We start from the raw sequence: 14,758 nt of genomic DNA on the forward strand, positions 1-14,758 counted from the left end.
GGCGCGCCGCTCCTCTGGAGAATTCGGGGCCGAATGCTAACCTCTAGAGCAGGTGCGGACGATACGGGGCGGCCATGGCTGCGAAGGACAATCCTCAGGAAGACGTCTATTTTCGCGTCGGCGAGGCGATCCTCGCCAATGTGCCGCTCTCGATGGTGCTGACGGACCCGACGCGGGACGACAATCCGATCATCTACGTCAACTCTGCCTTCGAGCGTCTGACCGGCTATACCGCCTCCGCGGCGGTGGGGCGCAATTGCCGGTTCCTCCAGGGCGAGGACCGCGATCAGGAGGAGATCCGGATTCTGGCCGACGCCATCGCCGCGCGCGAGTCGGTCACGGTCACTCTCAAGAACACCCGCGCGGACGGCCGGACCTTCCGCAACCGGCTGATGATCTCGCCGATCCTCGACCCGGAGGGAGAGCTCCAGGCCTTTCTCGGCATCCAGACCGAAGTGCTCGACACCGTCCCGGCCCAAGGCACCGCCGTGCAGGCGCTGGACGACCGGCTCGACGAGATGCAGCACCGGATCAAGAACCATCTCCAGATGGTCGCCTCGCTGGTTCGGATGCAGTCCACCGCCGGGGAGGGGAGCGCGGGCTACGAGTTGCTGTCGCGGCGCATCGACGCCTTGTCGCTGCTCTATGACGAGTTCTCCAGCCCGCCGCAGGCGCAGGCCCCGCGCTATGACGTGGTCTCGGCTGGGGGCTATGTCAGCCGCGTCGCCTCGACCGTGGGCGCGCTGGACGGCCGCCGGGACATCCGGGTGACCATCGACGTGGACCCCGTCTACATGCGCAGCGAACCGGCGGGGGAATTGGGTCTGGTGGCCTCCGAAATCCTGTCCAACACCTTGCAGCACGCCTTCGAGGGCCGACAGGAGGGGCTCGTCTCGGTCAGCCTCAAGCAGGGCGGAGGCGATCGGGTGCGTCTGACGGTCAGTGATGACGGGGTGGGCATGTCCTCCGACTGGCCGCGCGAGGGCAATCTGGGCGCGCGCATCGTTCAGGGCTTGGTGCAGAAGCTGGGCGGCGACCTGAAGGTGACGACCGGGCCGGGCGGCTCGGTGATTACGCTCGATCTGGACAACGTTCTCGACACCTCGCTGGAGCCCGGCGGCACGCGCGTCGTGTCCGACACCGCGCGCGGCCGGGATGGCGGTCCGCCCGCGTTGGAGAGCGATTGAACGGCGCGGCCTTTTCCTCGCAGCGCCGCCGGCATAGGTAGGCTGCAACAAGATACGGAGGACGCCCGGCATGGCCGAGATCAAAGATCCAGAGAACACCATCATCATCGAGCTCAAGGACGGGCCGGTCACCATCGAGCTTCTGCCCGACATCGCGCCGGGCCATTGCAACCGGATGAAGGAACTGGCCCGCGAAGGCGCCTATGACGGCGTTGTGTTCCACCGGGTGATCGAGGGCTTCATGGCCCAGACCGGCGACGTCCAGCACGGCAAGGAAGGCGGCTCCATGGCGCGCGCCGGCACCGGCGGCAGCGACAAGCCGAACCTCAAGGCCGAGTTCTCGGGCGTGCCCCATGATCGCGGCACGCTGGGCGCGGCGCGGTCCCAGAACCCGGACTCGGCCAACAGCCAGTTCTTCATCAACTTCGCCGACAACCATTTCCTGAACCGCCAATACACGGTCTATGGCCGTGTGATCGAAGGCATGGAGCATGTTGACAAGATCACCCGGGGCGAGCCGCCCGCGAACCCCGACAAGATGATCTCGGTCAAGGTCGCCGCCGATGCGTAAGCTGGCCGCCACCGCGGTCGCCCTGCTGGTCGCCGGCGGCGCGCATGCGACCGGGCTTGAGATCGACGTGACCGGCGAGGCCGAGGGCACCATCGTCATCGACCTGTTCGAGGATCTGGCGCCAAATCACGTCGCGCAGGTCTCGCAACTCGCGGGGGAGGGCGCCTATGACGGCGTCGTCTTCCACCGGGTGATCGAGGGCTTCATGGCCCAGACCGGCGACGTCCAGCACGGCCGCATCGGCGGCAACATGTCGCTGGCCGGGACCGGCGGGAGCGATCTCGACGATCTGGACGCCGAATTCTCGGACCGTCCGTTCGAGCGCGGCGTCGTCGGCATGGCCCGCGCCGCGAACCCGAACTCGGCCAACAGCCAGTTCTTCATCATGTTCGCGCCTGCGCCGCATCTGAACGGCCAGTATACCGTGATCGGGGAAGTGACCTCGGGCATGGAAGTGGTCGATGCGATCAAGCGCGGCCAGGGCCGCGGCGGGGCCGTCACCGGCCGGCCGGACGTGATGGAAGACGTACGCGTCATCGACTGACGAACGGGGGCGGCGGGCCGATGTCCGCCGCGCTCGCGCCGTTGTGACGAGCGCGTGCCCGTCCCGGATGCTATCCTGGCGCCATGCGTGCCATCATTCTCTCCCTCCTGCTTCTTGCCACGCCTGCCGCGGCGGATCCCGATTTCTGGCGTCACGAATGGCCGGGAACCGATTTCTCCCGCAGCGCGATTCCCTGGATCGAGGTCCGGTCGGGCGGGCCGGGGCGGGACGGGATACCGGCGCTCGACGCGCCGGATTTCATCCCCGCCGCCGACGAGACACGCCTCGCCGCGCGCGAGCCGGTGATCGCGCTGGAGATGCCCGGCGCCGTCCCGCGTGCCTATCCCATCCGGTACCTGACCTGGCACGAGATCGTGAACGACACGGTGGGCGGCCTGCCCGTCGCCGTCACCTTCTGTCCGCTCTGCAACTCGGCCGTGACCTTCGACCGGCGGGTCGGGGATCGGGTGCTGTCCTTCGGGGTGACGGGCAAGCTGCGCCATTCGGACATGATCATGTATGACCGCGAGACCGAGAGCTGGTGGCAGCAGGCCGTGGGCGAGGGGATCGTGGGCGAGATGACGGGGGTGCATTTGACCATGCTGCCATCCTGGATGGAGCCCTGGTCGGAGTTCCTGTCCCGCAACCCCGACGGGCTGGTGATGGCCCAGCCACGCGCCAACCGGCCCTACGGCCGCAACCCCTACGAGAGATACGACTCGTCGCAATGGCCGTTTCTCTACACCGGCGACGCCCCGCCCCATGGGATCGAGCCGTTGGCGCGGGTGGTTCGCGTGGGCGAGAGGGCCTGGCCGTTGGAGCGTCTGGCGCGCGCCGGGCGCGTCAGCGAAGCCGACGTCACGATCGACTGGCAGCCGGGGCAGGCGAGCGCCCTCGATACGGGCGATCTGGCGGAGGGCCGCGATATCGGTTCGATCCGGGTGCGAAACGCGGATGGCGCCGACGTGGTGCATGACGTCATGTTCGCCTTCGCGTTTCACGCCTTCCATCCGGACGGGATCTGGATGGTGGAGTAGCGCCCCGGCCCGTTCGGGCCGGGACGTCTGCGGTCATTCGTCGGTCGCGGTGACGTCGGGGCTGGGCACGACGTCGGCTTCGCCCTCACCGGGCTCCCCGGCCATCAGTGTGACCAGGGCGAAGACGAGGATGCCGGCAAAGACGAGACCGGCGGTGATGCCGATCAGCGGGCCTGCGTGGTGGCGTTTTTGCTTTTCGATATTGGTGTCGGGGGCGCTCATCGCGGGCCTCCTTCGGTTGATGCGGGTTCGCTGACAAACCCGCGCCAACCGTCGGAGGTTCCGATCACTCTTGCCGGACCAGCGCGTGCCGCTTGCGCCCGGCCGACAGCTTGACCGGCTCGGCGAAGGCCTCCCCCGAGAGCACGAGGCCCGGATCGCTCAGGTGTTCGTCGTTCACCCGCGCGCCGCCTTCGGCGATCAGGCGCTTGGCCTCCTTGCCGGATTTGGCGAGCCCCGTGCGCACGAAAAGCTGCACGATCGAGACGCCCGCCGCGACCTCCTCGGGCGTGACCGTGACGGTTGGCAGGTCATCGCCCGCGCCGCCCTTTTCGAACACCTCGCGGGCTGTCGCCTCGGCCGCCGCCGCGGCCTCCGCCCCGTGCAGCAGCGTCGTTACCTCGTTGGCCAGCCGGATCTTGGCGTCGTTGATCTCCACGCCTTCCAGCGCGCCGAGCCGCTCGCATTCCTCCAGCGGCAGTTCGGTATAGAGCTTCAGGAAGCGGCCCACATCGGCATCGGTCGTGTTGCGCCAGAACTGCCAGAACTCATAGGGCGAGAGCAGCTCCGCATCGAGCCAGACCGCCCCAGACTGCGACTTGCCCATCTTCTTGCCGTCCGACGTCGTCAGCAGCGGCGAGGTCAGGCCGAAGACCTGGTCGTCGAGGATCCGCCGGGTCAGGTCTATGCCGTTGACGATGTTGCCCCACTGGTCGCTGCCGCCCATCTGAAGCAGGCAGCCGTGGCGGCGGTGCAACTCCAGGAAGTCGTAGGCCTGGAGAATCATGTAGTTGAACTCCAAGAAGCTGAGCGACTGCTCCCGGTCGAGACGCGACTTGACCGACTCGAAGCTGAGCATGCGGTTGACGCTGAAATGGCGTCCGACATCGCGCAGGAAGTCGAGATAGTTCAGCCCATCCAGCCATTCGGCATTGTCGAGGATGATCGCGTCGGAGGGGCCGTCGCCGAAAGTGACGTAATTGGTGAAAACCTTGCGGATGCCCGCGATGTTCGCGGCGATCTGCTCGGGCGTCAGCAGCGGCCGCTCATCGGCGCGGAAGCTGGGATCGCCGACCTTGGTCGTCCCGCCGCCCATCAGCACGATGGGCTTGCCGCCGGTCTTTTGCAGCCAGCGCAGCATCATGATCTGGATCAGCGAGCCAACATGCAGCGAGGACGCCGTGGCGTCGAAGCCGATATAGCCCGGGACGACCCCAGCAATCAGCGCTTCGTCCAGCCCCTGATAATCGGTGCAGTCGGCCAGAAAGCCACGCTCGATCATCACGCGCATGAAGTCGGATTTGGGGTGGTAGGTCATCTCGGGTTAGGGTCCTCTCTGTGCCAGGGCCTCTCAATAGGGCCGTGGCGGGCGAAGGGGAAGGGACATGCGGCCGATCCGGGCCTTGGGGACGATGTCGGGGACTTCCCTCGATGGGGTGGACGCGGCGGAGCTTTGGACCGATGGGGAAAGTATCGCGCGGTTCGGCGAGCGCCGCTATCGGGCCTATGACGACGCCGAGCGGGCGGCGATCCGCGCGGCGCTCGGGCGTTGGCCGGGCGAGCCAGGCGTGGAGGCGGCGGCCGATACCGTCGAGGAGGCCCATCTCGCGCTGCTCCGGCAATTCGGGCGGCCCGATCTGGTCGGGTTTCACGGCCAGACCCTGGCCCATGACCCGGCCCATCGGCGCACCCATCAGGCCGGGCGCGGCGATCTGCTGGCCGAGGCGCTGGGCTGGCCGGTTGTCTGGGATTTCCGCACCTCCGACGTCACGCTGGGCGGGCAGGGGGCGCCCCTGGCGCCGGCCTATCACCACGCCTGCGCCCGCTATATCCGCGCCGCCGAGCCCGTGGCCTTCCTCAACCTGGGCGGGGTGGGCAATCTGACCTGGGTGGACCCGACCGCGCCGATGGAGGAGACCGGCGCGCTGCTGGCTTTCGATACGGGGCCGGCCAATGCGCCGATCGACGATCTGGTCCGGGCGCGCACGGGCGCGCGATATGACGCGGGCGGCGTACTGGCCGCGGCGGGACGGGCCCGGCTGGATCTGGTGGGCGCGCTGCTGAGTCTGCCCTATTTCGAGGCCGAGGCCCCGAAATCCCTGGACCGGGACGATTTTGCCGAGGCCGGAGCGGAGATCGACGCCTTGCCGCTGGTCGATGCGGTGGCAAGCTGGGTCGCGGTGGTCGCCGGCGCCGTCGCCCTGGGGCTGGAGCTCTGCCCGACGCAGCCTGCGCGCTTGCTCGTGACCGGAGGGGGGCGGCACAATGCAGCCATCATGGAGGCGCTGCGGCTGGCGACGCTGTGCGACGTGCAGCCGGTGGAGGCGGTGGGGCTCGATGGGGACATGCTGGAGGCGCAGGCCTTCGCCTTTCTCGCCGTGCGGGTGGCGCGCGGCCTGGCTACGTCCTTCCCGGGGACGACGGGGGTGCGGGCCAATGTCGGAGGTGGCAAGATTTCGGGCGATCTGGACCTTTCGGCGCTGGAGGCTAGACAGCTTGCGGGCCGCCGCGTAAGAGGCGACCGTTAGCGCTATCAGCGCCAGCGAGAAGGACCCGCTATGGTTTCCAGAACGATTCCCGTCGACGATTTCGACCTGGTGCTCTTCGGCGCCACAGGCGATCTCGCCGCCCGCAAGATCCTGCCGTCGCTCTATCGTCGTTTCGTCGCCGGCCAGATGCCCGAGAGCGCCCGCGTCATCGGGGCGGCGCGATCGAAGATGGACGATAAGAGCTTCCGCAAACTTGTCCGCGACGCGCTGGCCGAGTTCGTCAGCGAGGCGAAGCGCGACAAGAAGACGATCGACGCCTTCGTGGCCCAATGCAGCTATATCGCGATCGACGCCAAGGGCGAAGGCGGCTGGGAGCAGCTGAAGGAGGCCGTGCGCGACGAGGCCGTGAAGGCCTTCTATTTCTCGGTCGCCCCGGCGCTTTTCGGCCCTCTGGCCGAGCGGCTCCGGTCCTATGGCATCGCCTGTGAGAACTCCCGCCTGGTGGTCGAAAAGCCGTTCGGCGTCGATCTCGAAAGCGCAAGGCAGCTCAATGCCGATCTCGCCGCGAGCTTCGACGAGCATCAGATCTACCGCATCGATCACTTCCTCGGGAAAGAGACGGTCCAGAACCTGATGGCCGTGCGCTTTGCCAATGTCATGTTCGAGCCGCTGTGGAATTCCCGCTATATCGATCACGTCCAGATCACGGTGGCCGAGACGGTCGGCGTGGGCGGGCGCGGGGCCTATTACGACAAGTCGGGCGCGATGCGGGACATGGTGCAGAACCACCTGATGCAGCTGCTCTGCCTGACGGCGATGGAGCCTCCCAATCATTTCGACGCCGACATGCTGCGCGACGAGAAGCTCAAGGTGATCCGCGCGCTCGACCCGCTGACACCCGCCGAAATCGTGCGCGGTCAATACCGGGAGGGTCCGGACGGGCCGTCCTATGTCGAGGATGCGGAAAACCCGGAGAGCCGGACCGAGAGCTTCATCGCGCTCAAGATCGCGGTGTCGAACTGGCGCTGGAAGGGCGTGCCCTTCTATCTGAGGACCGGCAAGCGGATGAGCCGGCGGCTGAGCGAGATCGTCGTCCAGTTCAAGGAAACGCCGCATTCCATCTTCGACCGGACCGAAGGATCGCCCGCCAACACGCTGACGATTCGACTCCAACCCGACGAGGGGATGGACCTCTCGGTGACCATCAAGGAGCCGGGCCCGGGCGGCATGCGGCTGGTGAATGTGCCGCTGGACATGACATTCGCCGACGCGCTGGGCCCCCAAGGCGAGGAGATCCCCGACGCCTATGAGCGCCTCATCATGGACGTGATCCGAGGCGACCAGACCCTGTTTATGCGCGGCGACGAGGTCGAGGCGGCCTGGGCCTGGACCGACCCGATCATCGAGGGCTGGGTCGAACGGCGCGCGCAGCCCTATAAATACGCTCAGGGATCCAGCGGGCCGGAAGAAGCGTTGATGTTGATGCACCGCGACGGCCGGCGGTGGCGCGAATTGGAGGAGTAGAGTAACGCGAGGGACTGCCGTCCCTCGCGCTCCCTGCTTCAAGGGGCCCGCGGGGCCCCTTGAAAATCCCCCGGAGTATTTCCGGCCAGAAGAAGGAGCGGGCGTATGAAGCTGATCGACTATCCCGACCGCGAAATCCTGGCGATGGGCCTGGCGGACGCCCTGGCCTCGTCGCTCAAGAACAGCCTGATGGTTCATGACCATGCGAGTTTCTGCGTGCCGGGCGGGTCCTCGCCGGGCGAAACCTTCCGTGCGCTCTCGGGCGCCCGGCTCGACTGGGAGCGGGTGCATGTCTTTCTTAACGACGAGCGCTGGGTGCCCGAGGGGCATGCGCGCTCGAACACCTCGCTGCTGAAGCGGACGCTGCTGACCGACCGGGCTGCGGCGGCCACCCTTGTGCCCCTGGTGAACGAGGCCGAGACACCGGAGGATGGAATCCCCGGGTTGATCGACGGGTTCGAGGGCGAGTTGCCGATCTCGCTCCTTCTGCTGGGCATGGGCACGGATGGGCACACGGCGAGCCTCTTCCCGGGAGCGGACCGCCTGGCCGAAGCGATGGCGCCGGACGCGCCGTTGCTGCTGCCGATGCGAGCCGAGGGCGCGGGGGAGCCGCGCATCACATTGTCGCGCCCGGCCCTTGAGGGCGCGATGGAGACCCATGTCCTCATCATGGGCGAGGAGAAGCGCGCCGTGCTGGAGAAGGCGCGCGGCGCCGACCCAATGGAGCTGCCCATCGCCGCGTTCCTCAATGACGCGACCGTCCACTGGGCGGCCTGACCAACGACCGCGAAAGGAGCCATCATGGAGTTTTGGACCGGTATCGAGAGCTTGCGCAGCCAGACCGGCGGCGACATCGCCGACCTTCTGGCCGACGAGGCCCGCAATGCGCGGCTGCGCGCGCGCCACGGGGCGATGATGTTCGACGCCTCCAAGACGTCGATCCCGACTGCGGCGCTGGACACTCTGCTGGAGATGGCCGCGGGCGTGCCCGCCCGGCGCGACGCGATGTTCGACGGGGCCGCGATCAACGAGACCGAGGGCCGCGCCGTGCTGCACACCGCGCTGCGCGGGACGCGGCCGGTCATGGTGGATGGCGCCGATGTCATGCCGGAGGTGCAGGACACGCTTGCACGGATGCGCGACTTCGCCCGCGCCGTGCGCGACGGCAGCTTCGCGCCGAACGGGCGGATCACGGATGTCGTCAATATCGGCATCGGCGGCTCCGATCTGGGGCCGGCCATGGCGACGATTGCTCTCGCGCCGTTCCATGACGGGCCGCGCTGCCATTTCGTGTCGAATGTGGACGGGGCCGACTGGGCCGACACCGCCAAGGGGCTGGACCCGAAGACGACGCTGGTGATCGTTGCCTCCAAGACCTTCACCACCATCGAGACGCTGACCAACGCCAAGACGGCCAAGGCCTGGATGGGGGAGGCCGTCGCCGATCCCGCCGCGCAATTCGCGGCGCTCTCGACGGCGCAGGACAAGACCTCGGCCTTCGGGATCGACCTCTCCCGCGTGTTCGGCTTCGCCGACTGGGTGGGCGGGCGCTATTCGATGTGGGGGCCGATCGGCCTGTCGCTGATGATCGCCATCGGACCCGACGCGTTCGACGCTTTCCTGGGCGGCGCGCGGAGCATGGACGACCATTTCCGCACGGCTGACCTGGCCGAGAACATGCCGGTTCTGCTGGCCCTGATCGGGATCTGGCACCACCAGGTCTGTGGGTATCCGACCCGCGCGGTGCTGCCCTATGACAACCGTCTGGCGCGGCTGCCGGCGTATCTCCAGCAGCTGGAAATGGAGTCGAACGGCAAGGGCGTGACGATGGACGGCGCGACCTTGCCCGGGCCGGCGGGGCCCGTGGTCTGGGGCGAGCCGGGGACCAACGGACAGCATGCCTTCTACCAGTTGATCCATCAGGGGCGGACGCCGGTGCCCTGCGAGTTCATGGTCGCCGCCAAGGGGCATGAGCCTGCGCTGGACAACCACCACAAGCTGCTGATGGCCAATTGTCTCGCCCAGTCCGAGGCGCTGCTGCGCGGCCGCAGCCTGGACGAGGCCCGCGAGAAGGTCGCGGGCAAGTTCGAGGGCGCGGAGCTGGAGCGGCAGGCCGCCCATCGCGTCTTCGAGGGCAACCGGCCCTCGACCACACTTATCTATCCGCAGCTAGACCCCGCCACGCTGGGCGCCATCGTCGCGCTCTATGAGCATCGGGTCTTCGTCGAGGGCGTGATGCTGGGCATCAACAGCTTCGACCAATGGGGCGTGGAACTGGGCAAGGAGCTGGCGACCTCGCTCGGGCCGCTGGTGGACGGGGCGGACGCGTCGGGAAAGGATGCGTCGACCCAGGCCCTGCTGGCGCAGCTGCTCGCCTGGCGGGACTGAGACGCGGCCGGGTTCAGCCGGGCTGGGCGGGCGCGGCCTGCGGGCCGCGCGCGGGCTGGTCGAGACCCGGTCGCGGCGGGCCGGCTTCGCCCTCGCCCGTTGCCAGGAAGCGGGCGATCCGCAGGTTGGCATTGCCCAGCTTGTAGCGGCTCGCGCGGCTCAGCAGGCCCTCCAACTGGAGCCGGGTCGCCTGGTTGCCCGCGATCACGGCCTGCAACTCCTTCACGGGCAGGCGCAGAACGCGGGTCCGGTCGGTTGCCCGGGCCGTGCCGATCGAGGGCTCGCCGTTCAACACGCTGAGTTCGCCGACGAAGGTTGGGGCGGGCATCGTGGTGATGCGGGTGCCCTCCACGATAATGTCCACCGCGCCGTCCCAGAGCACCCAGAGCGCGTCGACGGGCTCTCCCTGGGTGACGAAATCCCGCCCCGGCTCGACATCCACCCATTCGGCGCGGTCGAACATGCGGCGGGCGACCAGCGGCTCCAGACCGCCCAGCATGTGCTGACGCAGAGCCTCCTCTTCGTCGGTGAACCGAATGCGGCGATGCGCGATGTAGCGGCGGGTCATGCCGCCCAGGGAGATGACGATCCAGCTTATCTGGACGATCGCGGAGTAGAGGTTGAAATTGGTGACGAGGCTCACGAGCACCAGCGCCGAGGCCGTCAGGTTCAGCGCCGGGTAGAGATAGCCGGTCCCCTTTATCACCGCCGCTTGAAGCAGCAGGTAGGAGCCGAGATAGAAGCCGACGCCGATCATCCCGGCCAGATTGAACAGGCCGGGCGGCAGGGTTTCGGCAGCGGTCAGGATCGCGTCCATGCGGACTCCGTCGCGGATTCTGGGCCGGCGCGACGGAGGGGTTCAGGGGCCGGGCCGTCGGCCTAACCCCTTGGCTGTCAACAATCCGACCTTGCGTCAACCGTGCCGGGCGGCGACCGTCTTGAGCTGGCTGAAGCCATAGAGCGCCTCGAAGCCCTTCTCGCGCCCATGGCCCGACTTGCCGACGCCGCCGAAAGGCAGTTCGACCCCGCCGCCCGCACCGTAATTGTTGAGAAAGACCTGGCCCGCCTTCAGGTCGCGGGCGAGCCGCATCTGGCGGCCGCCATCACGGGTCCAGACCCCGGCGACGAGGCCGTAATCGGTGCCGTTGGCGATGGCCACGGCCTCTTCTTCCGTCTCGAAGGGGATCACGACCTGAACCGGGCCGAAGATCTCGGCCTGGGCGAGGCGGTGATCCGGGGCAACGCCGGTGAGCAGGGTGGGCGCGACATAATGGCCGCCGCTGCCCTGGATCTGGCCCTGGGCGGCGACGGTCAGGTCGCCCGCCTGCGCCAGGAAGCCCTCGACGATCTCTTTCTGGCGGGCGGAGATCAGCGGCCCGACCTCCAGATCGTCCAGCGCCGGCCCGACGCGCAGCGCGCGGTAGCGTTCGGCCATGCGGGAGACGACCGCGTCATGCACCTCCCGCTGGACCAGGATGCGGGAGGCGGCGGAGCAGGTCTGACCCGCATTCTGGATCCCCGCATTCACCAGGAAGGGCAGCGCGGCGTCCAGGTCGGCATCGGCGAAGACCAGCTGGGGGGACTTGCCGCCCAGCTCTAGCGTGACGGGCACCACGTTGGCCCCGGCCGCTTGCTGGACCTTGGCGCCGGTGGCGACGGAGCCGGTGAAGCTGACATGGTGGATGCCGGGATGGGCGGCCAGGGCGGCGCCGGCCTCATGGCCGAGCCCGGGGACCACGTTCAGCGCGCCGTCCGGCAGCCCGATCTCCTGCGCCAGACGGGCGAAGGCGAGCGCGGTCAGGCAGGCCTCCTCGGCGGGCTTCAGGACGCAGGCGTTCCCCATGGCGAGCGCGGCGCCGACCGAGCGCCCGATGATCTGCATCGGATAGTTCCACGGCACGATATGGCCGGTCACCCCATGGGGCTGGCGCAGGGTGTAGACGGTGTAGCCGTCGAGATAGGGGATCGTCTGCCCGTGCACCTTGTCGGCGGCGCCGCCGTAGAATTCGAGATAGCGGGCCAGGGCCACGGCATCGGCCCGGGCTTGGGTCAGGGGCTTCCCCACGTCCTGCGCCTCCAGCCGAGCGAGCTCGTCCACCCGGGTCAGGACCAGGCGGCCCAGGTCGGTCAGCAGCCGCCCGCGCTCCGTCGCCGTCACCCGGCCCCAGGCGCCGCGCCGGGCGTCGTGGGCGGCGGCGACGGCGGCGTCGATCTCGCCGGACTGGCCGCGGGGGATCGCGCCGATGGGTTGGCCGGTCGACGGATCCTCCAGCGTCAAGGTCTCGGCGGCGCGCACCCATTGGTCGCCGATCAGCATCTCTTCGGTGTCGAACCAGGCTGGCATGTCGTTCCTCCCCTCTGCCGGTGGCGCTTGGTGGCACGGGGGGGAGCGAGGGGCCAGCCCCTCGCGCTCCCCGGGATATTTAAACAGGGAAGAAGAGGGGCGGGGCTCGGTCAGGACGTGAGCCAGCTGTCCGGGATGGTGGGGGCGGCGGCGATGAGTTCGGCCGTATAGTCGGATTGGGGCGCGGACCAGACCTGGGCGATGGACCCGTCCTCGACGAACCGGCCGTTCTGCATCACGAGGACGCGGTCGCAGATGGCGCGGACGACCGTCAGGTCGTGGCTGATGAACAGATAGGCGAGGCCCAGCCGCGCCTGGAGATCGTCCAGCAGGCGCAGCACCTGGGCGCGAACGCGGACATCGAGGGCGGAGACGGCCTCATCGAGCACCAGCACCTCCGGCTCGGTGATGAGCGCGCGGGCGATGGCGATGCGCTGCCGCTGGCCGCCGGAGAATTCGTGCGGGTATTTGGCGAGGTCCGAGGCGCTCAGGCCGACCTGCTCCAGCGCTTTGGCGGCGCGGGCGCGGGCGTCCTGGGGACGGCCGGTCAGGTGGAACGGCTCGGTGACGATGCGGGCGACGGTCCAGCGGGGGTCGAAGCTGCCATAGGGGTCCTGGAACACGACCGAGAGGCGGGCGCGCTGGGCGTTGGTCATCGCGGTGCCGCCGGGCGCGCCCATGAGGGCGATTTCACCGCCCTGGACCGGCTCCAGCCCGAGCAGGGCGCGGGTCAGCGTGGACTTACCGCAGCCCGACTCGCCCACGAGGCCCAGGCTCTCGCCGCGATGGAGGGTGAAGCTGACGGCATCCACCGCCGTCGTGGCGCCGTAGCGGCGGGTGACGGCCCGGGTTTCCAGCACGGGGGCGGTCGCATGGGCGCGGGGCTGGCGCGGGGCCGGGCGGGAGGCCGCGAGCAGGTCGCGCGTATAGGGATGGGCGTGGGTGCGGAACAGCGCCTCGGTCGCGCCCTGCTCGACGATCCGGCCCGTCTGCATGACCGCGACATGGTCTGCGGTGCGGGCGACGACCCCCAGATCGTGGGTGATGAGGAGGAGCGCCATGCCCTGCTCCTCGACGAGGTCGCGGAGCAGGGCCAGGATCCCGGCCTGGGTCGTGACATCGAGCGCCGTCGTCGGCTCATCCGCGATCAGCAGGCGCGGGCGGCGGGCGATGACCATGGCGATGCAGACCCGCTGGCGCTGGCCGCCCGACAGCTGGTGCGGGTAGCGGTCCAGAGGCACATGCGCGAGGCCCACCCGGTCCAGCCGGTCGCGGGCGATCCGCTCCGCCTCGGCCCGGCCGGTGCCGCGCAGGCGTAGCGTCTCGGAGACCTGGGCGCCGATGGTCTGGACCGGGTTCAGCGCGGTCATCGGCTCCTGGAAGATCATGCCGATGTCATTGCCGCGCAGGTCCAGCCAGGCGCGCTCGGGCAGGGTCAGCAGGTCGCGCCTGTCGAGCGTGGCGGTGCCGGTGGTCTGGCTGCCTTCGGGCAAGAGGCCGATCAGGGCGAGCGCGGTCATGGACTTGCCCGAGCCGCTCTCGCCCACCAGGGCGGTGACGCGGCCCGGCGCGATGTCGAGCGAGACGTCCTGGAGGATCGGCATATCGTGGATCGAGAGGCCAAGGCCCGCGACCCGGATCAGGGGTTCGGTCATAGGGCGCGGCGCCTCAGCCTCGGGTCGAGCGCATCGCGCAGCCCGTCGCCCAGGAGGTTGAGCCCCAGCACCATCGCGACGATGGCGAGGCCGGGCAGGACGGCGAGCTGCGGCTCGGTGTAGATCATGGTCTGCGCGTCGGCGAGCATCCGGCCCCAGCTGGCCGTGGGCGGCTGCGCGCCGAGGCCCACATAGGACAGGGCGGCCTCGGCCAGGATGCCCAGCGAGAACTGGATGGTGGCCTGCACGATCAGCAGGTTGGCGATGTTCGGCAGGATGTGCTCGGCGGAGATGCGGGCGCGGCCCTTGCCCGCCACCCGCGCCGCCATGATGTAGTCGAGCGTCCAGAGCGGCAGGGCCCCGCCCCGCGCGACCCGGGCGAAGACCGGGATGTTGAAGATGCCGATGGCGAGGATGGCGTTGACAGCCGAGGGGCCGAAGACCGCCGTGATCAGGATCGCGATCACCAGCGAGGGGAAAGCGAAGATCAGGTCGTTGGCGCGCATGATGACTTCGTCCAGCCACCCGCCCCGATTGGCCGCGGCCCAGAGGCCCAGGGGCACGCCCGCGCCCACGCCGATGCCGACCGCGACCAGCGCAACGGCGATGGACGTGCGTGCGCCTTCCATCAGCATCGATACCATGTCCCGTCCGAAATGGTCGGTGCCCAGCGGGTGAGCCAGCGACGGCGGCAGCAGGCGCTGCGAGATGTCCAGCCGGGCGACGTCATACGGCACCCAGGCCAGCGAGACCGCCGCAGCCAGCGTGAACACCGCCGTCAGCACGACGCCGATGGCCAT

The 14,758-nt window shown here is 68.8% G+C and carries 14 protein-coding genes; 8 read left to right on the top strand and 6 right to left on the bottom strand.

From position 1 onward, the window contains the following. The first annotated feature begins 74 nt into the window (after positions 1-74). From DTQ71_RS12105 to DTQ71_RS12120, 4 genes are all read left to right on the top strand, one after another. Positions 75-1,187, top strand: coding sequence for a PAS domain-containing protein (locus DTQ71_RS12105; RefSeq protein ID WP_109564558.1), 1,113 nt, complete (start codon positions 75-77; stop codon positions 1,185-1,187). A 70-nt stretch (positions 1,188-1,257) separates the two neighbouring features. Beyond that, a complete protein-coding gene (locus DTQ71_RS12110) occupies positions 1,258-1,758 on the top strand; it encodes a peptidylprolyl isomerase (RefSeq protein ID WP_109564559.1) in 501 nt (166 codons plus the stop codon). After that, complete coding sequence (locus tag DTQ71_RS12115) at positions 1,751-2,302, top strand: peptidylprolyl isomerase (protein ID WP_109564560.1); 552 nt, start codon at positions 1,751-1,753, stop codon at positions 2,300-2,302. The genes DTQ71_RS12110 and DTQ71_RS12115 overlap by 8 nt, the downstream gene beginning before the upstream one ends. An 83-nt stretch (positions 2,303-2,385) precedes the next feature. Continuing rightward, a complete protein-coding gene (locus DTQ71_RS12120) occupies positions 2,386-3,339 on the top strand; it encodes a DUF3179 domain-containing protein (RefSeq protein WP_109564561.1) in 954 nt (317 codons plus the stop codon). A gap of 33 nt (positions 3,340-3,372) precedes the next feature. Here the strand turns inward: DTQ71_RS12120 and DTQ71_RS12125 are convergent, their stop codons facing one another. Then, a complete protein-coding gene (locus tag DTQ71_RS12125) occupies positions 3,373-3,561 on the bottom strand; it encodes a hypothetical protein (RefSeq protein WP_109564562.1) in 189 nt (62 codons plus the stop codon). Positions 3,562-3,625: 64 nt separating this feature from the next. Beyond that, complete coding sequence (gene tyrS / locus DTQ71_RS12130; RefSeq protein ID WP_109564563.1) at positions 3,626-4,876, bottom strand: tyrosine--tRNA ligase; 1,251 nt, start codon at positions 4,874-4,876, stop codon at positions 3,626-3,628. 67 nt (positions 4,877-4,943) lie between these two features. Here tyrS and DTQ71_RS12135 point away from each other — a divergent pair, with 67 nt between their 5' ends. The 4 genes from DTQ71_RS12135 to pgi all read left to right on the top strand — a co-directional run bounded on the left by DTQ71_RS12135 (position 4,944) and on the right by pgi (position 9,959). Next, positions 4,944-6,086 (top strand): anhydro-N-acetylmuramic acid kinase, encoded by a 1,143-nt coding sequence (locus DTQ71_RS12135; protein WP_109564564.1) that lies wholly within the window; start codon positions 4,944-4,946, stop codon positions 6,084-6,086. Between the two features lie 30 nt (positions 6,087-6,116). Then, positions 6,117-7,571, top strand: coding sequence for a glucose-6-phosphate dehydrogenase (zwf, locus tag DTQ71_RS12140; RefSeq protein ID WP_109564565.1), 1,455 nt, complete (start codon positions 6,117-6,119; stop codon positions 7,569-7,571). A 105-nt stretch (positions 7,572-7,676) separates the two neighbouring features. Continuing rightward, a complete protein-coding gene (pgl, locus tag DTQ71_RS12145; protein WP_109564566.1) occupies positions 7,677-8,348 on the top strand; it encodes a 6-phosphogluconolactonase in 672 nt (223 codons plus the stop codon). A gap of 24 nt (positions 8,349-8,372) precedes the next feature. After that, complete coding sequence (pgi, locus tag DTQ71_RS12150; protein ID WP_109564567.1) at positions 8,373-9,959, top strand: glucose-6-phosphate isomerase; 1,587 nt, start codon at positions 8,373-8,375, stop codon at positions 9,957-9,959. A 13-nt stretch (positions 9,960-9,972) separates the two neighbouring features. On the opposite strand, the gene DTQ71_RS12155 is transcribed toward pgi, so the two are convergent. The 4 genes from DTQ71_RS12155 to DTQ71_RS12170 form a co-directional block, all read right to left on the bottom strand. Beyond that, the gene (locus tag DTQ71_RS12155; RefSeq protein ID WP_109564568.1) at positions 9,973-10,776 is read right to left on the bottom strand and encodes a cyclic nucleotide-binding domain-containing protein; all 804 of its coding nucleotides are present in this window, start codon (positions 10,774-10,776) and stop codon (positions 9,973-9,975) included. A 96-nt stretch (positions 10,777-10,872) separates the two neighbouring features. Next, positions 10,873-12,303, bottom strand: coding sequence for an aldehyde dehydrogenase family protein (locus DTQ71_RS12160; protein WP_109564569.1), 1,431 nt, complete (start codon positions 12,301-12,303; stop codon positions 10,873-10,875). A 110-nt stretch (positions 12,304-12,413) separates the two neighbouring features. Further along, positions 12,414-13,958 (bottom strand): ABC transporter ATP-binding protein, encoded by a 1,545-nt coding sequence (locus DTQ71_RS12165; protein ID WP_109564570.1) that lies wholly within the window; start codon positions 13,956-13,958, stop codon positions 12,414-12,416. After that, positions 13,955-14,758 carry an ABC transporter permease gene (locus tag DTQ71_RS12170; RefSeq protein WP_407066404.1) on the bottom strand — a complete coding sequence of 268 codons (804 nt, stop codon included), beginning with the start codon at positions 14,756-14,758 and terminating at the stop codon, positions 13,955-13,957. The genes DTQ71_RS12165 and DTQ71_RS12170 overlap by 4 nt, the downstream gene beginning before the upstream one ends.

The organism is Jannaschia seohaensis, assembly GCF_900116765.1.
Lineage (GTDB): Bacteria > Pseudomonadota > Alphaproteobacteria > Rhodobacterales > Rhodobacteraceae > Jannaschia > Jannaschia seohaensis.